This window comes from Sphingomonas spermidinifaciens, from assembly GCF_002351485.1.
Classification (GTDB): Bacteria; Pseudomonadota; Alphaproteobacteria; order Sphingomonadales; family Sphingomonadaceae; genus Sphingomonas; species Sphingomonas spermidinifaciens.
Genome location: NZ_NWMW01000002.1, coordinates 407,212 through 426,793, shown reverse-complemented (window position 1 = coordinate 426,793; position 19,582 = coordinate 407,212). Strand labels below are relative to the sequence as shown.

Genomic DNA, 19,582 nt, shown 5'->3' with positions numbered 1-19,582 from the left:
GGACGGCAGCTATCGCGTCTATCACGGCATTTATGCACTTTAGAGTGCTCATCGTGGCGCTTCATCAACGCGGTTAGATGAGCAGCGTTTCCTTCGTTGACGCGATCATGCAGCGCGTATCCGCCCAGCATCCCGCCAAGAAACGATCATCGCGCCATCTCACAGCGACCCTGCTCCGCGGCGAGCACGATCCCACTCGCGTCAACATCGATCTTACCCACTATTTAACTATTTGTTTTCGCTGACAACTATGCTCCTTTCATCCATGGAGAATACCAGAACGCGAGATGAACCATGAGTCTGATCTATCCAGAGAACGAACAGCGGGTTGCTCGCGCCGAGCAACTTTTGTCCGAGAGCGTCTCCATCCAGGTCGACTGCGTAGCCCTTTGGAACGATATTGAGATTCTCATCAAAGAGTTGAATGATGTTATTGCCGAACGCTATAGGGATCTCGGTGAATTGCCGCCTAAGCCAGAGACGATCAAGGTAGATATAGCTGAGGTCGATTTCTATGTAACAGTCGCTTGGAGCTTCACCGCTGGAGTTCTAGACACGGTTCTATTCGACAGATTTAAAACGGCTATTGTTACAAGCATCACGAAGCGCAACCCGACGTTCAGAGCCGTCGCCCAAGAGGAGCTTATCAAAGCGCTCGGCGTGACCCGTGGCGGCATGGTAGGAGGTGTGATCGGCGCCTTCATCATGCTTGTCGTCGATGTAGGAATCGGCATCGTGATCGCTGCGAGCCAAGGAGCGGCGCAGAAGGAAGCGGCGCTCAAGGCTATCCAGGAACTTCTTGTTGTCAGAGCACAACTTCATCGAGTGCACGTACGGCTTCGATACTTCAAAGACAGACTGATCGAGTTGAAAGGCGCGATGCGGGCGATATCGGGGATGCGTTTCACGCCCGAAGACGTCGATCGCATCGTCAAACCCATCATCGGCGATGTTCGTGGCCAATTGGACTTGATTACTCCACTTCATGCCTATGTCGGGCTTGCGCAGCGCGACTTCCAGCGTGGCTGGCTTTCATCTTATGACGTGCCCTATACCAACAAAAGTACTTTCCTCATCTCGAGGATAGATGACGAAAACTTTGCTGCCGATCTATGGGATTCGAAGAAGGAGGACAATGCGGCTGTCTTCGGGGGAAATCGCATTCATCAGGGGCTAAACCAACAATGGACGCTTTCCCGCGTCCGCGACTCCGAACAGGGTGTACTTATTGTCTCTGGATTGTCCTCCAAGGCCTTGACCGTTTTTCAGGCGAGCCGTGATCCCGGGGCAAGGATTGTACAATACGAAATGAACGACGGACACAATCAGCAGTGGTATACCGCCAAGGGCCCTGCGGAGTCCTTCTTCTTGATCTCACGCGCGACGGGTTATGCACTGTCCCTTGGCCCTCGGATTGATAGTGTGAGTGCGTCTCTCGTCCAGCAACCCCTATCCGCCGATAGACGGCAACTTTGGACAATAATGCCTCCTGTTTTCGATATGCTGCCGAGCGACGTCGAGATCTTTTGATGATGGCGACGTTCTGACTCCTGCAGACCAGACCTTAGGTTCAGGACCCATTGAAGTGAGGGCGTCGATCTGGTTCAGGCTCTTCGAGGAGACTGGTGATGAGCGACCTGTTTTAGGTGACGGACGAGCAGATGGATCGACTGCGTCCATTCTTCCCCGAAAGCCACGGCAGGCCCCGTGTCGATGATCGGCGGGTGTTGAGCGGCATCGTGTTCGTCAACCGGAACGGGCTGCGCTGGCGGGATACGCCGCGGGACTAGGGCCCCTATAAGACGCTGTACAACGGCTGAAAACGGTGGGGCGAAGCGGGTGTATTCACGCGCATGATGGAGGGGCTGGCGGCGGCTGATGCCGAGCAGAAGACGGTGATGATCGACGCGACCTACCTCAAGGCGCACCGCACGGCATCAAGTCTGCGGGTAAAAAGGGGGATCTTGGCCGCCTGATCGGACGCACGAGGGGCGGCCATGAACACCACGCTTCACGCCCCGACGCCAAGGGCCGCCCTTTGAGCTTCTTCATGATCGCAGGCCAGGCCAGCGAGTACATCGGGGCGACTGCGCTTCTCGACGACCTGCCAAAGGCGCAGTGGCTGCCCGGCGATCGCGGCTACGACGCCGACTGGTTCAGGGACGCCCTCCAGGCCAAGGGCATCCAGCCCTGCGTCCCGGGCCGGAGCTCTCGGAACAAGCCGGTCAGCTACGACAAGCGTCGGTACCGGCGCCGCAGCCGCATCGAGATCATGTTCGGCCGCCTCAAAGACTGGCGGCGCGTCGCAACCCGCTACGATCGCTGTCCAACGACCTTCTTCGCCGCCGTCGCACTCGCTGCCACGGCCCTCTTCTGGCTGTAATCAACGAAATCCTGGCCAAAGATACCGAGATCCCCGATAACCAAATAGGATCAAGCCTAGATCGACATATCATTACTCCATACTTGAGACTTGATCCTGATGCGAAGTACACTGGAGAAGTATATGAATTTTTGGTTGCCATTTTTGTCCTGATTGGTCGAGGTGTCTAGGGCCTGTCGGTTCTTTCATTCAATTGGATGATTGCCATCGCTTCCAACGTCGGCCACGGTACCTTCGTCGCCCATTTCCCCTGTTGTGGTGCGACGACTTCGCTCACCCTTTCGAAGTCGAAACCGGGGGTGCCGAACTACGCCCCATAATAAGGTTCGGTGCCCCCATGGGGTTTGAGAAGACCTGACGTGAATCGTATCATTATGTCGAGATCAACGGCGATCGTTATCGCAACGATGGTCGCACTCGTGATAGTTGAGGCGATCATATTCGTTCCGCTCACGCAGCAGGTGTTTGCCCCCATACTGAGTTTGTCGATCGCGGCAGCGGTGACAGCAAGCCATGCCAAGCTGGGCCCCGGTATTTGGGCTTCGAGTGCGCTCGCCGGTCTGGTCTCGGTGATCGGCCATGCTCTGGCTGGCCAGGTCCTCGGATCCTCGCTCCTGATCGGCCTGATTTCAGCAGCCCAGGCGTGGGTGCTGCTATCGCTATTGCCCCCTTTCGGACCGCATGACCGGCCGTCGCCCACGATTCTGCATATGGCCCTTACATCGGCCGTGGTGTCGCTCGTCGGCGGCACGTTTAAGAGCGGGATCGTCTCCTTCGGGAATTTCACTACCTTTTTGGAAGTGGCGCCGATCTTTGCTGCCGGCGACTTTTTGGGTTGCGTCATTGCCCTTCCAATCGCGGCCACCGTTGTAGATGCGCGGCGCCGACGGGAAGGCCACGTTCGTATGGTCCGTGTCCTGCTGACGACGATCATTCCTGCCGCGGCCGTATCGGGTCTCGTCTTTTCCCTTGGTTCGAACCCGTTTCTTTTCTTGCTGATGCCGTGCGGCGTCTTCGCGGCATTCCGCGCCGGATTTCTCGGCGCTAGCGCCTCGACGATCACGATCGCCACGATCGCAGCGATCGCGACGTTCGGCGGGCATGGTCCGATTGCAATTCGTTATGCCGAGCCTGGCACGAGACTGCTATTCCTCCAGGGACTGATCATCGTCGTCGCGCTCGTGGCCCTGCCTGTCGCGACTTTGCTGGATCAGCGGCGGCATGCGTATCGGACCGCGATCAAGACGCGCGACGAACTGCGGCTCGTGACGGACAATGCCACGGACATGATCTGCCGGATCGGCCTGGACGGTGTGCGTCGCTACGTGTCTCCCGCTTCACGAAAGTTGCTCGGCTTTGCGCCCGAGGAACTCGTTGGGAAGACCCCCATGGCCGTCATTCACCCCGAGGATCGCGCGCGCGTCGAGGCGACGTGCCGATCGTTGCTCGATGGTGCTGAACAGCCGATCTGCACCTATCGGCAGCAGCATCGTGACGGCCATTATGTCTGGGTCGAGGCAAGCTATCAGCTCGTCACCCGCGATGGTGTCCCGGTCGAATTCATCGCAGCTGTGCGTGATGTAACCAGACGCCGCGAGGCAGAACAGGCGGCGCTCGCATCGCAGGAACGCATCGAGGAGCGTGAGCGCGTCTTGGCCATGGCGGAGGCAACGGCCAAGATCGGCCATTGGCATCTCGACTCGTCGAGCGGCAAACTGTTCTGGTCCGACGAAGTGTTTCGTATCCACGGGCGGTCGGATGGAACGCCGCCGCCCCTCGACGACGCGATCAACTGCTATCACCCCGACGATCGCGCGATGGTTTCCGATCAGGTTGCGATTGCCCTCGGGGGCGGCGAAGGGTTCGTGTTCGAAGCACGGATCGTGCGGCCCGGCGGCGAAGTCAGATGGGTTGCATCGAGAGGCCAAGCCGAAAAGGCGCCCAACGGCGAGGTCGTAGGCCTGTTCGGCGTCTTCCAGGACGTCACCGCACGGGTCGAATCGTTGCAGGCGATGGAGCGCGCCCGCGGCGAGGCAGAGGAGGCGCTCGCCTCTCGCCGCCTCTTCACCGCGACGATGATCCACGAGATCCGCACGCCGCTGACATCGATATTGGCCTCGACCGCGCTTTTGCGCGACGCGGGCGATGAGCGGGATCGTGCCCGCACGCTCGACATCATCGAACGAAGCGGCCGGTTACTTGGAGGACTTGTCGACGATGTCCTCATCTTCTCCCGCCTTGAGGGCGGCGACATCGAGATCGAGGCTCGGCCGTTCGATCTGGAGGAGTGCATCCGGGACGTGATCGCGCTCCTGACCCCCGATGCCGAAGCGAAGGGGCTGTTGCTCAATTTTGAAGCGCCCGGGCGCTTGGGCTCCGTAATCGGCGATCAGACGCGCCTGTCCCGGGTGTTGATGAATTTGCTTTCAAATGCGGTCAAATTCACCCGCGCCGGTGCCGTTCGGCTTAACGTCGCACGGCTTGCGGGCGGCCGCTGGCGGTTTGAGGTCGTCGACACCGGCACGGGGATCTCGGCTGATCGACTGCAGAGTATCTTCGATCCGTTTGTGCAGGCCGACCCGTCCGTGACCCGGCGTTACGGCGGCACGGGGCTCGGGCTCAGCATCTGTCGCATGATGGTCCGCGCAATGGGCGGCGAGATAACGGTGAACAGCAAGGTCGGATCGGGGTCGCGGTTCACGTTCGAAATCGACTTGCCGATTGTAGTCGACAGCGCAGCGGTCGATAACCGGGAGGAGGCCGACGGTGACATGCATGTGCTCATCGCGGAAGACAACGATACCAACCGCTACCTGATCGCGGAGCTGGTCCGTCGGCTGGGGCACCGTGTCACGGTCGCGGAGAACGGCCTCCGCGCTGTTGATCTTTTCTGCGAGGCGGCGACGAGCTTTGATCTCATCCTGATGGACGTTCAGATGCCAATCATGGATGGTCTGATGGCGGCGCGCGCTATTCGTGAATCCGCGGGCGGTGGGGCGATTCCCATCTATGCGCTGACAGCCGACGTGACGGCGCCGAGAAGGCTCATGGTCGATGCTGCCGGCATGACCGGCGTTCTAGCGAAGCCGGTCGAGATGGAGGCGCTGATAGCCGTTTTGGCCGCACGTGCACCGATCCAACGCGACTTGATCTTCGATCCTGCTAGGCTTCAGTCGTTGACGACGACACTGGGTATCGGTGGCCGGGCCACGCTGCTCAAGCTGATGCTGGGGGAGATTAAATCGACACCGCGCCGCATCCGCGAACTGATCGACACCGGTCAGAACGAGATTGCTGGTCAGGAAGCGCACAGCCTGCGCGGCGCGGCCTCTAGCGTCGGCGCGCTTCCGCTCGTAGAAATCCTGCATCGAATCGAAGCAGGCGCCCGCGCGGGTCGTATAGAACCCTCGCTGCTGGACGAGCTCGACGACATGGCCGCCCGACTGACCGCTGCCGCGACCGATCTGGTCGCGGAGGCCGCCTGAAATCAATCGAATGGACGACTGACGAAGCGCGACCGCGGCCGTACTTCGGCGTCACCACAAAACGAGATCGACGGCCATGGAACCCCGCAACGAAAATATCGCGTATCCTCCCCGCCAGCGGAACGACGGTATCCTCTACGTCGTCGGCTTTCTCGTGCTCCTGATCGGCTCGGTGCCGATTCTCGCCATGCTGAGCTGGTGGCTCGGCTGAGCCGCTCGCGATTTGTCAGGCCAGAATGGCGTCCAGACTGCGGAGGGCCACTACCGCCTGTGTCCGGTTGGTGACACCGAGCTTGCGAAAGATCGCCGCGAGATGCGACTTCACGGTCGCCTCGGCCAAGTTGAGATCATAGGCAATCTGCTTGTTCTGATGTCCGCTGGCGATGGCCCGCAGAACGCGCAACTGCGCGGTGGAGAGGCTCGAGAGGCGCTCTGCCAATTTCGCTGCCTGGTCCTCGCTCTTGCCGGGAACGAAGCCCTCAGGCCACCACTGTCCCCCCTCGAGCAGGACGCGGATCGCCGCCACCATGCGTTCGATCGGCTGTGTCTTTGAAAGGAAGCCCGCAGCACCGAGTGCCGCCGACTGCTGAACGACCGAAAGCTCGTCCCGGCTCGAGACGATCGCCACGACTGCGTCGGGTCGCAGCGCCTTGACCAGCGCTAGACCGGCGAAACCCTGCACGTCTGGCAACATGAGGTCGAGCAGGATCAGATCGTGCGTGCGCTCGCGCACATGCTCCTCAGCGCCCGCGAGCGTCGTCGCGTTGTCGATGGTCGTCGCCGCGTCAACGACCCTTGCCGCCAGGGTCAGCGCGGCACTGCAGACTGGATGATCGTCGGCAATGAGCAGGTGATGCATCGAATTCCCTTCGATCGGGAGACCTCGGCGGCAGCCCGATTGCCCCACAAATTTCGTCCCAACGGCAATCCCTCAACCTTAAGTATGAAGCCCCTTCAACCCGCAATCATCCATTCGATTGAAGGGCCTCCCATCGAAAGATGTAGTTAACCGGATCGGCGTTGAACGGTCTGGCCATGACACGCACCCCCTTCGCCGGCCGCATCAAGCGCCGCTTCCCCGCCGGAGCCTCAACCGCGCTCCTCGCTATCTTTCCCGGAGCTGGCGCCCACGCCGAGGGCGTTCAGGCCGGCACTGTCATTGTCAACACGGCGACCGCAACGTTCGACAACGGCGGGTCGGCGTCGACCGTCACCTCCAACACGGTGTCGGTCAAGGTCGACGAGATCCTCGACGTGACCGTCGTGTCCCGCGAGAGCGCGCCGGTCGCGATCGGCATCGGTGAGCAGCCGCTTGCCTTTACGGTAACGAACATCGGCAACGGCCCGGAAGCGTTCGCCCTCACGGGCGTCACCGCGATCGGCGGCGACGACTTCGATCCGACGCTGATCCGCCTCGTCATCGACAGCAACAACAACGGAATCTACGATCCTGCGACCGATACGGTGGTGACGACCGGCGGCGCCACGCCGACGCTCGACCCCGACGCGCAGGTGACGGTCTTCGCCATCTCGACCGCGCCGGGCGGACTGATTGACCAGAAGCGCGGCAAGCTGCGGCTCGACGCGCGAGCACTGACAGGCACCGGCACCCCCGGCACCAGCTTCGCCGGGCTGGGTCTCGGAGGAGGTGCCGCCGTCGTCGGCGCCACGGGGGCGGATGCCGATGCGGAGGCGACGCTGATCGCCGCGCGTGTCAGCGTCTCGCTGATCAAGAGCGCGGCGATGGTCGATCCCTATGGCGGCGCGACCGCGGTGCCGGGGACGCTCATCACCTACACGATCGCCTCGACCGTCTCGGGCACAGGCTCCGCACCAGGACTGCGCATCGCCGACGTCATCCCAGTCGGCACCGACTATGAACCCGGCTCGCTCCGGCTCGAGAACAACGTTCTCACCGACGCCGCTGACGGCGATGCGGGACAGGGCTCGGCCAGCGGCATCGATGTCGCGGTCGGCGACCAGCCCGCCGGCAGCACACGAACCGTCCGTTTCACCGTCAAGATCAAGTGAGGACCGCCGTTATGCTCGCTTCCCTCGTCATGCCTGCCCTGATCGCCGCCGCCGCCCAGGCCGCCGCGCCCGCCGTGTCCCTCTCCAGCGACGTTCGCCGCGAGGTCACCGTCGTTGCCGACGGCAGGGAGAAGACGGTCTTCGAGGCACCGAAATCGGTGGTGCCGGGCGATCGCCTGATCTTCACCACGCGCTACGCCAATTCGGGCACGCGCCGCGCCGACAATGTCGTCGTCCTCAATCCGCTGCCCAAGGGTGTCGCGTGGATCGGGGATGCGAGCGACGGCGCGCAGGTTTCCGTCGACGGCGGCCGTACCTTCGGGGCGCTGTCGGCACTTCGTGTCACGATCGGTGGCACCTCTCGCCCCGCCACCCCCGCCGACGCGACGCACCTTCGCTGGACGCTTGCCGCGGTTCAGCCCGGTGCGGCGGGACAAGTGAGATATCGCGGCACCGTTCGCTGACCCCATGACGGGCCGGCGCTGCCGGCCCCTCCACATTTCAAAAGGAACCGAAGATGAACCGCACCAGCATCCGGCTGGCGGCGCTGGGCGTGTGCGCGCTTTGTGCCCTGGCCGCCAACCCCGCCGCCGCGCAGCAGACCGCCGCCGGCACGACGATTACCAACAACGTCCAGGTGAACTACCAGGTCGGCGGCGTCGCCCAGACGCAGGTCACCGCGTCGGACACCTTCACCGTTGATCGCAAGGTCAACTTGGTCGTCACCGAGGTGGGCAGCACCGCCACCAGCGTGTCGCCGGGGCAGCTTGCCGCCGTCACCACGTTCCAGGTGACGAACAGCTCGAACGCCGTGCTCGATTTCGCACTGGCCGCGACGCAGCAGGCGGGCGGCACCGGCGCATTCGGTGGCACCGACAATTTCGATGCGTCGAACCTGCGCATCTACGTCGATGCCAACGGCAACGGCACCTGGGATGCGACCGACACGCTCGTCACTTATCTGGACGAGCTGGCCGCCGACACCTCGCGCACCGTCTTCGTCCTCGCCGACATGCCACTCGGCCGCGCGACCGGGGACATCGCGGCGATCACGCTGACCGCGACCGCGCGCGAAGGCGCAGGTGCCGCCGCCCTCGGCGCCGCGCTGGTCCAGACGACGACGGCCAATACCAGCGGCGTCGACACCGTCTTCGCCGACGGGGCGGGTGCGACCGACGCCGCCCGCGACGCCGCCTTCTCGGCGAAGGACAACTACCAGGTACTGGCCGCACTGCTATCGGTCCTGAAGTCGAGCCGGGTGATCGAGGACCCGTTCAACGGCACGAATGCGCCGAAGCTGATCCCCGGCGCGACCGTCGAATATTGCATCGCCGTGAGCAACGCCGCGGGCGGCGCCCCGGCGACCATGATCGCCGTGGGTGACGTCCTGCCCACCGCCACCACCTATCTCGCGGCGTTCGGCACGCGCATCAACGGAACGGTGACGAGCGGCACATGCAATGCCGACGGTACCGCCGGCGGAACGTTCGCCGCTGGCGCGGTCAACGCGACGCTGGCGACGGTGACACCGGGCGAGACGCGCACCGTCGTCTTCCGCGTCACCATCAACTGACCCCCCACCCCCCGCCGGCTGACTCGCTACCCCCGGTCAGCCGGCCTCGCACCGGTTGCGTTCGATGAAGATCAGTCGATCCCTCTGGCGATCCATCGCCCTTCTGCTGATCGTCGTCGGCGCAACCGGCGCGCAGGCGCAACGCATCGACAACGTCGCCGTGGCCGAATGGCAGGACGGTGGCCGGCGCTCGATCGAGTCCAACCTGGTTTCGATCGAACGCGCCGAGGCGGTTTCCCTCAAGACCTATCGGCTTTCTTCGACCGCCGCGACAACCACGGACATACGTGCGTCGCTTTGCGGCGGTCGTCCGTTGCCCGTCGCCCAAACAGGCGCGACCGGAAGCGGCGTTGCCAGCGTCGCGCAGACCACCAGTCTTCGCGCCGGCGAGCAGCTTCTCTTCAGCCTCAAGGCGGCCGCTGCCAATGTCGATCGCGGTGCCGTCGACCAGATTTCCGCGGTGCTAGTGACCACCAGCGGCGATCGCGAAACGCTGACGGTCTATGAGACCGGGGTCGATACCGGCGTCTTCGTCGGCGCGATCGAAACGCGTACGATCCCTCCGCAGCCCGTGCCGTCAGATTGCGTCCTGAGCGTCGCCGCCGGCGACCGGATCGCCGTGGAATGTCAGCGCAGCGGCAATCAGCGGACGCTGGCCACCGCCAGCCTCGACGTGCTCGCCGATCCGTTCGGATTCGTCTTCGATGCCGGGGACGGCACGCCGGTTGATGGCGCCCGCGTGACGCTCATCGACGATACTACCGGACAGCCTGCAACCGTCTTCGCTGCCGATGGACGCACGTCTTGGCCGTCCAGCGTGATGACGGGCGTGCCGATCGTCGATGGGGCGGGGGGCAGCAACGAGATGCTGCCTGGCGAATTCCGCTTCCCGCTGGTTCGTGAGGGCAGCTATCGGTTGGTCGTCTTCCCGCCGGCCCCCTATTCTGCGCCGTCATCGGCGGCGCCCGCCGCGCTTGCGACCCTGCGCCGCCCCGATGGCCACCCCTTCGCGATCGCCGAAGGCTCCTATGGCCGCTCGTTCGTTCTCACCGGCACGGCCCCGCTGAACATTGACGTGCCGGTCGATCGGCCGGCCGTGGCGACGACGATCACCAAGACCGCATCAAGAGCCGTGGCCTCGCCTGGCGACCCAATCCGCTACGAGATTGTGGTCCGCAATCCCGACAACCGCGTGAAGCGCGAAATTGTCGTTCGCGACACGCCGTCGCCTGTGCTGCGCCTGCGTCCCGACAGCATCCGCATCGACGGCATCGCCGCGCCCGACGCCGTGACGATCGACGCGGATGGCCGCGGGCTGACGCTGCGGCTCGACGCGATCGCCGCCAATGCATCCCGCCGGATCACCTATGTCATGACCATTCGCGCCGATGCGCCCGCAGGCCAGGCGGTCAACAGCGTGCGAGCGGTCGATCCGCGCGGCGTGACCAGCGAAACCAACGCGGTCGTGCGCGTGGAGCGCGACGTGGTGACGGCGCGCATGACGATCGTCGGCACGGTAACGGCGGGCGCATGCGATGTCGCCGGTATCCGGAAGGGTATCGCGGGGGTGCGCGTGCAGCTTGAGGACGGCAGCTACGCGATCACCGATCGCGACGGGCGCTATCATTTCGATGCGGTACTGCCCGGCACCCATGTCGTGCGCGGCGATGCGGCGACGCTGAGTGGCGGCCGCTTCATCGACTGCACGCGCAGCACGCGCAGCATGGGCATGGGCGCCACCCGTCTGGTGACCGGGCGCGGGGGCTCCCTCGTCACCGCCAATTTTCAGGCGCTGCCGGGCACCCGCGCGGCTGCACCCGATCCTGCCGGTGCGGCACCGTCCGATGCTGCTGCGGCAGGAGCGGAGATCGACTGGCTTGCGCTCCCCGGCGAGGAGGCTGGCTTTCTGTTCCCGCTTACCGACCACAATCCCCGCGCGCCGGCGATCCGTGTCGCGGTCCGGCACCCCGTGGGGTCGAAGGTCGCGCTGACCGCGGGCGGCAAGCCGGTCGATCCGATCGCCTTCGACGGCACGCGCACGGCGACGGGCGGCATCTGGGCGGTCAGCCTGTGGCGAGGGGTCGCGATTGGGGAGGGGCGGACGACCGTGAGCGCCCAGATCCTCGCGTCCGATGGTCGCCCACCCCAAACCTTTGTTCGCGACGTCCATTTCGCGGGTGCCACTTTCGCGGCGACGCTCGTCCCGGCCCGGTCGGCGCTGATCGCCGATGGCGTCCGTCCGGTCACGCTGGCGATCCGGCTGACGGATCGCGATGGCCAGCCTGTACGGGCGGGCACGACGGGCGAGCTGAGCCTCTCGGCGCCCTACGAGCTGGCCGCGGAACATGATGCCGAGGATGCGCGCATGTTGTCGGGGCTGGATCGGGTCCGACCGACATGGCACGTCGATGGCGACGACGGTATCGCACATGTGACGCTTGCGCCCACGAGCGTCAGCGGCGCGATCACGCTCGGCTTCGTCTTTCACGATGGCGAGACGGTTCGTCGTCAGACGATTGAGGCCTGGCTGGACGCCGGCGCCACGGGCTGGACGTTGGTGGGGCTTGCCGAGGGATCGATCGGGGCCGCGCGCGTCACCGAGCGAATGGACCCGCTTCAGGGTGGGACCAACGATGCCGACGGGCGGGTGGCCCTCTATGCCAAGGGGCGCATCCTCGGCCGGTGGCTGCTGACGGTCGCCTACGACAGCGCAAATGTGCGCGACGAGCAGCGCCTGACCGGTGCGATCGACTCGAACGCCTATTACACCGTCTATGCCGATCGCAGCGATCGCCGCTTCGATGCCGCGTCGACGCGAAAGCTCTATTTGCGGCTGGAAGCGCGCGCGTTCCGGGCGTTGTTCGGTGATTTCGAGACGGGCATGACCGATACGCTGCTCGCCCGATATGTGCGCGCCGCCACCGGGCTCAAGGCCGAGTATCGCGCCGGCGGCGTCGCGGCCTCGGCGTTCGCCGCGCGCATCTCGACCCGCCACCGTCGCGACGAGATCCAGGGCAACGGGCTTTCCGGCCCCTATCGCCTGTCCGCGCGGCGCATTGTCGCCAACAGCGAAAGTGTGGTGATCGAGGTTCGGGACCGGCTCCGCAGCGAACGCATCGTGTCGCAGCGGGCGATGACCCGCTTCGTCGACTATGACGTCGATCTCCTGACCGGCACGATCCGCTTCTCCGCGCCGGTGCAGAGCCGGACCCACGATCTCGACCCGCAATTCATCGTCGTCGACTACGAAGTCGACGAACTGGGCGGCGGTGCCGTCAACGGCGGTGGCCGCGCAAGCTGGACCGGCCGGGGAGACCGCGTGCGGATCGGGGCGAGCGTCATCAGCGATGCCGATGACGAGGGACGCACGACGATCGCCGCCGCCGACCTTCGCGTCCGCCCGCGAGCCGATACCGAGCTCCGCGCCGAAATGGCAGCGAGCCGTGCCGATGACGAGACCGCGACCGCCTGGTCCGTCGAAGCGGAGCATCACGGCCGAGTGATCGACATGCTCGCCTATGCCCGATCGATCGGCGCGCGATATGGCGCCCAGCAGCAGAACGTCGCCGAGCGGGGGCGCGGCAAGGTCGGCATCGACAGCCGCGTGCGGCTGGCCGACGACCTCATGCTCACCGCCAGCGGATGGACCGACCGAAGCCTGACCGACGACGGTCGGCGCATCGCTGGGCGCATGCGTATCGACTGGAAGACGGACCTCAGCGACTTGCGGATCGGACTGACCCTTGCCGACGACCGGTTGGCGGACGGTCGCACCGCTCGCTCGACCCTGCTGGACTTGGGCGCGACTCGGCGCCTTCTGGCCAACCGGCTGGAGATCGATGCATCGTCCGCGTTGCCGATCGGGAACGACGAAAGCATCGACTTTCCCGCCCGCCACCGCCTGGGTGCCCGCTACTCCATTTCCCGGGGCGTCCGCCTGGCCGGGACCGTCGAAATCGCGAAGGGCGACGCGATCGACGCGACGACTGCCCGTCTGGGCGTCGACCTGACCCCATGGACCGGCGGCCGGGCGAACGCCGCGCTCGCCGACCAGGTGATCGGCGAACTGGGCCATCGCGCCTTTGCGAATTATGGCCTCGCCCAGTCGTTCCAGATCGGGTCCGCATGGACGGTCGACGCGACGGTCGATGCCACCAGCACGCTCGGCGGGATTGCCGCCGATCGCGTTGTCAACCCAGGCCATCCCGTCGCATCCGGCGGCCAGCTCGGCGACGGCCTGCTCACGGAGGATTTCGTCGCCGTGACGCTGGGCGCAGCCTATCGGGCCGGCCGCTGGTCGGCCACCGGGCGCGGCGAGGTGCGCCGCGCCGACTTCGCCGATCGGATGGGGCTGACGCTTGGCGTCATCCGACAGCTGGGCGAAGGCAGCGTGCTTGGCGGTCTTTTCACCTGGACGAAGGCCGCCGCCGCGGGGGACGCGACCACCGAGATCGCCAACATCGCAGTGTCGGGGGCGCGCCGCCCATCGTCGTCGCCGGTCGCGCTTCTCTTCAGGATTGAATACCGCGCAGACAGGATCACTGGGGCCGTGATTGGTGAGGCGGCTGCGGCCGGGCGCACCGCCTGGCTCGTCAACGGCGACGCCGCATCGGAGCGTCTTCTGGGGAGTCTGTCGCTGGACTGGGCGCCCGCAGGTCGTGATGACAAGGGACGCTTTCAGAGATCCGAGGTGAGCCTCTTCCTCGCCGGACGCTACGTGACCGAGCGGGTGGAGGCGATCGATATCGAGGGTCTGTCGATGCTTGCCGGGTTGGATGCGCGCATGGGCCTCGGCTCGAAAGTCGAGCTGGGTTTCGGCGCAACCGCCCGCGGCGAGCCTCGCGGCCGCGTCGATTATGCGATCGGGCCGTTCGTTGGCTTTTCGCCGGCTTCAAACCTGCTGCTCACGCTGGGTTACAACCTCGTCGGTTTCTCCGACCGGGATTTCTCGTCGATGCGAGCGGTCCGGGCGGGCCCATTCGCCAAAATTCGCATCGTCTTCGATCCCGAAAGTTTCGAATGGCTGGGGGGCCGCCAATGAACCGTCTTTCATTTGTCGTCGCGATCGCGCTCGGCTGCTCGCCGGCTGCCGGACGGGCGGCCTGCACCGCGGCAAATACCTATCGCTTCACGTTCGCGAGCCAGCCCGCCGCGACGCTCGCCTATGGGTCGGCCTACAACTACAGCGCGACGACTTCGGGCGGCGCATCGCGGTCGTTCAACGTGGCAATTGCGCAGAACGGTCTCTCGAGCACGACCGCCGGCGGCGTGCAGATGCCGGCGATCGGCACGCTGGTAACCGGTCCCGACGCGACACAGCGCGACCTCGTGTTGGGCGGCGCTTTCGCGGGCAGGACGACAAGCATCACATCGACGACGCGCACGGTATCAGCGACCTTCACCTTCCCACAGCCGATCCGGGATTTCTCGATAACGGTGCATGACGTCGATTTCTCGCTCAACCAGTTTCGGGACTGGGTGGCGATCACCGGCAACAACGGGTCGTCGGCCTACAACCCGTCGATCATCACGCCGTTCGGGAACGGCAACGGCGCATCCCAACCGCGAACGGCAACCAGTTCAAGCGTGACTGTCGGCACGACGACCACCCCGCTCGCGCTTTTGGTCAATCAGGCCGCAGGAAGCGGGACTGCGGGCAACAACTCGGACACGGGGACGATCACGGCAAGCTTTGCCGAGCCCGTTACCTCGATCGCGGTGCGATACGGCAGCTATCCCCTCACCACCGGCGAGACGGTAACCGGGCAACAGGCGATCGGCATTGGGGGAATCAGCTTCTGCCCAATGCCGTCGCTGACGTTGGCCAAGACCTCGGCCCCAGCGGTGCAATCGACGGGGGCGTTCAACGTGCCGGGCAACATCGTCATCTACACGATCACGATGACCAATAACGGCGGCAGTCCGGTCGATCCCGGGACCGTCCGCGTGACGGATATGCTGCCGGCGGGCGTGATCTTTCGTAACGCACCGTTCGACGGCACGACCAGCCTACCAGTGAAGGCAACGGGGGCCAGTCTGCCGATCACGGCATCGTCGCTTTCCTATACCGATGACGGAGGTGCATCTTGGAACTACGCGCCCGCCAGCGGTCCAGACCCGAACGTCAAAGGCGTGCAGATCGTAGCGCCGGGAACGCTCGATGCGGGGGAGGTCGCGAGCTTCTCTTTCGCTGCCCTTGTGCGATGAAAAGGTGGTGATGGTCGATCCGACTGGCGCTGGCCTCCATGCCGCGAAACTTGATCTTTTTCGGGACAACGAACGCAGGCGCTTCTTAACCTAACAAGCTTAGGTTTGAGGTATGCTGACAGTGTACGACGTGCTTCCGCGCTGGGCTCGGCAGTGGATCGCACCATTTGCGACCGGCCTTGCCTATTATCTCGCTGCGTTCGGGGCGCTCAGCCTGACCGTGGGCGATGCCGGCATCGCGACGCTTTGGCCCGCCAGCGGCGTGCTTTTGGCCACGATCCTGCTGATCCCCAAGCGTCGGCTTCCTGTCTATGTCATGGCTGCCGCGGTCGGCAGCCTCGCCGCCAATCTGCAGGCGCGTAACCCGGCTCTGATGTCGATCGGCTTCACGATCGCAAACATTGGGGAGGCAATCATTGCCGCGTGGCTTCTGTTCCGCCGGGCAAGTGACGCGATGTCGTTGGTGCGGCCGGGCGGCCTTACGCTTTTCTGTCTGAGCTCAGCGATTGCGGCCGCGTCGAGCGCGACCTTGGCCTGGTGTATCGCCGGAACGCGCTCGACGGGGTTCTGGCTCTCGTGGTTCGCCACTGACCTGCTCGGCATCCTCGCGGTCACGCCGTTGATCATCATCGTCGGCCGGCACTTGGGTCAGCGGCGCAGTGGCCAGGCGAAGACGATGCCGCGCCGAGCATTTCTGGCGCTCGGAGTGGTCGGCGTCAGCGCCGTCGTGACCTTCGGTCAGTCGAGCTATCCGCTGCTGTTCGTGCCGATGCTGGCGGTGCTCTCGGCGACCTTCCTGCTCGGTCCGGTCGGAGCCGCCGGCGGCGTTCTCATCGTCACGTTTGTCAGCGCGATCGCCACTAGCCTTGGCCTCGGTCCGCAATCACTCATTGATGCCGGTCCGTTCGGGCGAAACCTATTCGTACAATTCTATCTGCTCGCGCTCTTTGCATCGGCGCTGCCCGTCGCATCGTTGCTGGCGGCGCGTGCGAGGCTAATCGATCAGCTGCGCGAAAAGATGCGGCTTCTCCAGCTCGCCGAGGGTGCGGCCAAGGTCGGGCACTGGCGTCTGGACTTCGATAGCGAGACGCTCACCTGGTCTCCGGAAGTGTTCCGTATCCACGGCGTCGCTCAAGATTGGCCTCTTTCGCTCGAAGCAGCGCTGGCCGCCTATCATCCGGACGATCGCGCCACGGTTTCGGCAAACATCGACAAGGCACTCAACGGCGAGGGCTGCTTCGCCTTCAACGCCAGGATCGTTCGACCGGACGGCAGTATTCGCCATGTGTTCTCCCGCGGGGAGATCGACTCCGGCGGTGGATCCGGTCCTGTCGGGTTGTTCGGAATCATTCAGGACGTGACGTCGCAGATCGAGCACGCCAGTGCGCTGGAGGTCGCGCGCGCAAGTGCCGAAGCCGCCGCCGCTCACGCAATCAGAATTGCCGAAATTGATCCCCTGACGGGCGTTGCGAACCGCCGCCGCATAGAGACCGTGCTTGACCTAGCCATCAAGGCGGGTGTGGCTAACCGAAGCCCTATGTCGATCGCGGTGCTGGACATCGACCATTTTAAGCGCGTCAACGATGTATTCGGTCATCAGACCGGAGACGAAGTGCTGCGGCGCACCGCAACCGGCGCGGCGTCCGTACTCCGCACCGGCGACACGCTGGGTCGCTTCGGCGGCGAGGAGTTCGTCATCGTCCTGCCGGGGGCCCATGCTGACACCGCAATGCTTGTAGCCGAGCGGGTTCGATCGGCGATCGAAAGCGATTGGCGTGAGCCGAGGGTGACAATCAGCGTCGGCGTCGCCGACCTTCATGATGGGGAAACGGGGGAGGACCTGTTCCGCCGAGCCGATGCCGCGCTCTATGCCGCGAAGAGCGAGGGGCGTAATCGGCTACACATCGCCGCCTGAATCTAGGCTTCGACCGTGATGATTGACCACACAGCAGCCCCGTCACGATAGCAACGACAGCTGTAATATATGCTGTCACATTGCCCTGTGCCGACGACTGGCGCGGACGGATCTCGGAACGGCGTCGCTCGGCCTTGGCCGGCATTGGCGCAAACCGCGGGTCCTCAACCTTGTCGATTGACGGTTCGCACAGGTGGGAGCGTGGCGTCTCGACGGCACGCCGCCCCACCAGCAATATTGACAGCTGGCATACCTAAACGAATGGCAAGTTTTGGGAATCGGCTGATCGGCTCTGACTGACCATTATTGGGTCGACCCGTCGAATTTTAGCAAGCGCAACGCAAGCGTAGCTGCGATCAGAGAGATGAAGCAGCTACGTAGAGACCAACGCCGACCACGATGACGGCGAACAACCGCTCGAGCAGACCCTTGCGCGCGGCGAGCAGCCGACCGACCGCGATGCCGCCCAGCGTGCCGACAATCCCACCCACGATCAGCAGCGCCGTGATGCGCCAGTAGACAAGGCCGGACAGCGCGTAGGACGAAGCGGTCGTCACACCGAGCGCGGTGACGACGACGAGCGACGTGCCGATGGCGAACGATAGAGGCATAGCCGTCGCCAGCATCAGGCCGGGCACAATCAGGAAGCCACCGCCGATCCCAAAGAAGCCGGCGGCAAGCCCCACGTTGAGCCCGATCGGGATTAGCCGCGGCATCAGTGTTGCTGCACTGTCGAGGGTCAGCCGAACGTCTGGCGCCTCCGCGGCGCGGCGCTTGTGCAGCATCGACAGCCCCACGCCTACCATCAGCAGCCCGAACAGCGCCAGCAGGCGCTTGCCGTCGATCGCTTTGCCAAGCTCAGCACCGAGCGCTGCGCCGACCATGCCGGCGATCGCGAAAACGCTCGCGCACCGCCACTTCACCCGTCCCGCGCGTGCGTGTCCGATCAGGCTTGTCAGCGCGTTGGCGGTGACGGCCACGGCTGCGGTGCCGATCGCGGCGTGTGGTGAGCCGACACCCACGACATAAATGAGCAGCGGCACGGCCAGGATCGACCCGCCCCCGCCGACAAGGGCGAGGACGAGCCCGATCAGCCCGCCGGACGCGAGGGAAAGGACCGTTTGCATGATCGTCAGGCCGCCGCGCGTCGATTCCAGGGCATCAACCGCAGCAGGTTGGCCATGCCGCACCAGCCCGTCGTGCCCGCGAACACCAGCCCCGCACCGACGAACGCCGACAGGCCGAAGAAGACGGGCGCGACCAACAGGCCGAGCAGCACGCCGGTCAGCACCAGCGTACCAGCGGTGATCTGCACCTGCCGCATGATCTCCAGCGGCTGGGAACGGTCGGAGATCGTCGGAAGCCCGGCGCTCCGCCACGCGTCAATCCCGCCGCCGAGCAGGAAGGCCGGTGCGTCACCGGCGGCTGCCCGCAACTGCGCCGCGTTGGCCACAGTCCGCATACCGGACCGGCAGTGGAAGACGACGGGACGTTCGTCACGCGGCAGGTTGGCGATGTGGTCGAGCGGCACGTTCGTCGCCCTCGGGATGCGTTCGCGCGCGTGCTCATCGGCGCCGCGGATGTCGATCAGGCGCGCGCCGCTGTCGATCGCGAGGCGAGCATCGGCAGGCGAAAGGGTCTTCACGGTCACGGGCGTCAATCCTTGCAATAGAGCTGGTAGAGGGTGGCGAGCATTGTCTCGACGCGCGGATCGGCAATGGAGTACCAGAGCGACTGGCTTTCCCGGCGGAAGGCGACGAGCCCCTCGTCGCGCATCTTGGCGAGGTGCTGCGAACACGCCGACTGCGACAAGCCGACGTCGCGGGCAAGATCGCTGACCGTCACTTCGCCATGCTCAACCAGCTTGCACAGGAGCATCAGCCGCCGCGCGTTGCCGATCGCCTTCAGCGTATCCGCGACCGCACCAGCCTTCGTCTCGAACGTCGCCATGTCCATCGGCGGCTTCAGCATCATCGGCACTCCATAAG

Annotated in this window: 14 protein-coding genes and 1 pseudogene; 11 read left to right on the top strand and 4 right to left on the bottom strand. The window is 64.7% G+C overall.

Annotated features, from left to right (window positions below; all coding sequences use genetic code 11):
• Nucleotides 1-77 precede the first annotated feature (77 nt).
• The 5 genes and pseudogenes from COC42_RS17715 (at nucleotide 78) to COC42_RS18105 (ending at nucleotide 6,079) form a co-directional block, all read left to right on the top strand.
• Nucleotides 78-245, top strand: coding sequence for a hypothetical protein (locus tag COC42_RS17715; protein WP_176484668.1), 168 nt, complete (start codon nucleotides 78-80; stop codon nucleotides 243-245).
• Nucleotides 246-294: 49 nt separating this feature from the next.
• Nucleotides 295-1,530 (top strand): RICIN domain-containing protein, encoded by a 1,236-nt coding sequence (locus tag COC42_RS12135; protein WP_096343582.1) that lies wholly within the window; start codon nucleotides 295-297, stop codon nucleotides 1,528-1,530.
• Between the two features lie 131 nt (nucleotides 1,531-1,661).
• A pseudogene (locus COC42_RS12130) lies at nucleotides 1,662-2,383 on the top strand (IS5 family transposase).
• Nucleotides 2,384-2,742: 359 nt separating this feature from the next.
• On the top strand, nucleotides 2,743-5,868 hold the full coding sequence (locus COC42_RS12125) for a PAS domain-containing protein (protein ID WP_141395843.1): 3,126 nt from the start codon (nucleotides 2,743-2,745) through the stop codon (nucleotides 5,866-5,868).
• A 76-nt stretch (nucleotides 5,869-5,944) separates the two neighbouring features.
• Nucleotides 5,945-6,079 (top strand): hypothetical protein, encoded by a 135-nt coding sequence (locus COC42_RS18105; protein WP_281253098.1) that lies wholly within the window; start codon nucleotides 5,945-5,947, stop codon nucleotides 6,077-6,079.
• Nucleotides 6,080-6,094: 15 nt separating this feature from the next.
• Here COC42_RS18105 and COC42_RS12120 read toward each other — a convergent pair whose 3' ends face one another.
• The gene (locus tag COC42_RS12120; RefSeq protein WP_096343580.1) at nucleotides 6,095-6,727 is read right to left on the bottom strand and encodes a response regulator transcription factor; all 633 of its coding nucleotides are present in this window, start codon (nucleotides 6,725-6,727) and stop codon (nucleotides 6,095-6,097) included.
• Nucleotides 6,728-6,903: 176 nt separating this feature from the next.
• Between COC42_RS12120 and COC42_RS12115 the strand changes: the two genes are divergently transcribed.
• The 6 genes from COC42_RS12115 (at nucleotide 6,904) to COC42_RS12090 (ending at nucleotide 17,594) form a co-directional block, all read left to right on the top strand.
• On the top strand, nucleotides 6,904-7,899 hold the full coding sequence (locus COC42_RS12115; RefSeq protein WP_096343579.1) for a hypothetical protein: 996 nt from the start codon (nucleotides 6,904-6,906) through the stop codon (nucleotides 7,897-7,899).
• Between the two features lie 11 nt (nucleotides 7,900-7,910).
• Nucleotides 7,911-8,363 (top strand): DUF11 domain-containing protein, encoded by a 453-nt coding sequence (locus tag COC42_RS12110; RefSeq protein WP_096343578.1) that lies wholly within the window; start codon nucleotides 7,911-7,913, stop codon nucleotides 8,361-8,363.
• Nucleotides 8,364-8,416: 53 nt separating this feature from the next.
• The gene (locus tag COC42_RS12105; RefSeq protein ID WP_096343577.1) at nucleotides 8,417-9,472 is read left to right on the top strand and encodes a DUF11 domain-containing protein; all 1,056 of its coding nucleotides are present in this window, start codon (nucleotides 8,417-8,419) and stop codon (nucleotides 9,470-9,472) included.
• Between the two features lie 64 nt (nucleotides 9,473-9,536).
• Nucleotides 9,537-14,513, top strand: coding sequence for a hypothetical protein (locus COC42_RS12100; RefSeq protein WP_096343576.1), 4,977 nt, complete (start codon nucleotides 9,537-9,539; stop codon nucleotides 14,511-14,513).
• Nucleotides 14,510-15,679 (top strand): DUF11 domain-containing protein, encoded by a 1,170-nt coding sequence (locus tag COC42_RS12095; protein ID WP_176484667.1) that lies wholly within the window; start codon nucleotides 14,510-14,512, stop codon nucleotides 15,677-15,679. The genes COC42_RS12100 and COC42_RS12095 overlap by 4 nt, the downstream gene beginning before the upstream one ends.
• A gap of 121 nt (nucleotides 15,680-15,800) precedes the next feature.
• On the top strand, nucleotides 15,801-17,594 hold the full coding sequence (locus tag COC42_RS12090) for a sensor domain-containing diguanylate cyclase (RefSeq protein WP_176484666.1): 1,794 nt from the start codon (nucleotides 15,801-15,803) through the stop codon (nucleotides 17,592-17,594).
• 356 nt (nucleotides 17,595-17,950) lie between these two features.
• Here the strand turns inward: COC42_RS12090 and COC42_RS12085 are convergent, their stop codons facing one another.
• The 3 genes from COC42_RS12085 to COC42_RS12075 are packed head-to-tail and all read right to left on the bottom strand — an operon-like array spanning nucleotide 17,951 to nucleotide 19,568.
• A complete protein-coding gene (locus tag COC42_RS12085; RefSeq protein ID WP_096344177.1) occupies nucleotides 17,951-18,721 on the bottom strand; it encodes a sulfite exporter TauE/SafE family protein in 771 nt (256 codons plus the stop codon).
• A 5-nt stretch (nucleotides 18,722-18,726) separates the two neighbouring features.
• Nucleotides 18,727-19,245 carry a rhodanese-like domain-containing protein gene (locus COC42_RS12080; protein ID WP_096344176.1) on the bottom strand — a complete coding sequence of 173 codons (519 nt, stop codon included), beginning with the start codon at nucleotides 19,243-19,245 and terminating at the stop codon, nucleotides 18,727-18,729.
• A gap of 5 nt (nucleotides 19,246-19,250) precedes the next feature.
• The gene (locus tag COC42_RS12075) at nucleotides 19,251-19,568 is read right to left on the bottom strand and encodes an ArsR/SmtB family transcription factor (RefSeq protein WP_096343573.1); all 318 of its coding nucleotides are present in this window, start codon (nucleotides 19,566-19,568) and stop codon (nucleotides 19,251-19,253) included.
• Nucleotides 19,569-19,582 lie beyond the last annotated feature (14 nt).

Bases quoted from the DNA above. Each gene is read 5' to 3' on its own strand.
- COC42_RS17715 (WP_176484668.1), top strand. From the start codon at position 78: ATGAGCAGCGTTTCCTTCGTTGACGCGATCATGCAGCGCGTATCCGCC.
- COC42_RS12095 (WP_176484667.1), top strand. From the start codon at position 14,510: ATGAACCGTCTTTCATTTGTCGTCGCGATCGCGCTCGGCTGCTCGCCG.
- COC42_RS12105 (WP_096343577.1), top strand. From the start codon at position 8,417: ATGAACCGCACCAGCATCCGGCTGGCGGCGCTGGGCGTGTGCGCGCTT.
- COC42_RS12135 (WP_096343582.1), top strand. From the start codon at position 295: ATGAGTCTGATCTATCCAGAGAACGAACAGCGGGTTGCTCGCGCCGAG.
- COC42_RS12120 (WP_096343580.1), bottom strand. From the start codon at position 6,727: ATGCATCACCTGCTCATTGCCGACGATCATCCAGTCTGCAGTGCCGCG.
- COC42_RS12085 (WP_096344177.1), bottom strand. From the start codon at position 18,721: ATGCAAACGGTCCTTTCCCTCGCGTCCGGCGGGCTGATCGGGCTCGTC.
- COC42_RS18105 (WP_281253098.1), top strand. From the start codon at position 5,945: ATGGAACCCCGCAACGAAAATATCGCGTATCCTCCCCGCCAGCGGAAC.
- COC42_RS12100 (WP_096343576.1), top strand. From the start codon at position 9,537: ATGAAGATCAGTCGATCCCTCTGGCGATCCATCGCCCTTCTGCTGATC.
- COC42_RS12075 (WP_096343573.1), bottom strand. From the start codon at position 19,568: ATGATGCTGAAGCCGCCGATGGACATGGCGACGTTCGAGACGAAGGCT.
- COC42_RS12115 (WP_096343579.1), top strand. From the start codon at position 6,904: ATGACACGCACCCCCTTCGCCGGCCGCATCAAGCGCCGCTTCCCCGCC.
- COC42_RS12110 (WP_096343578.1), top strand. From the start codon at position 7,911: ATGCTCGCTTCCCTCGTCATGCCTGCCCTGATCGCCGCCGCCGCCCAG.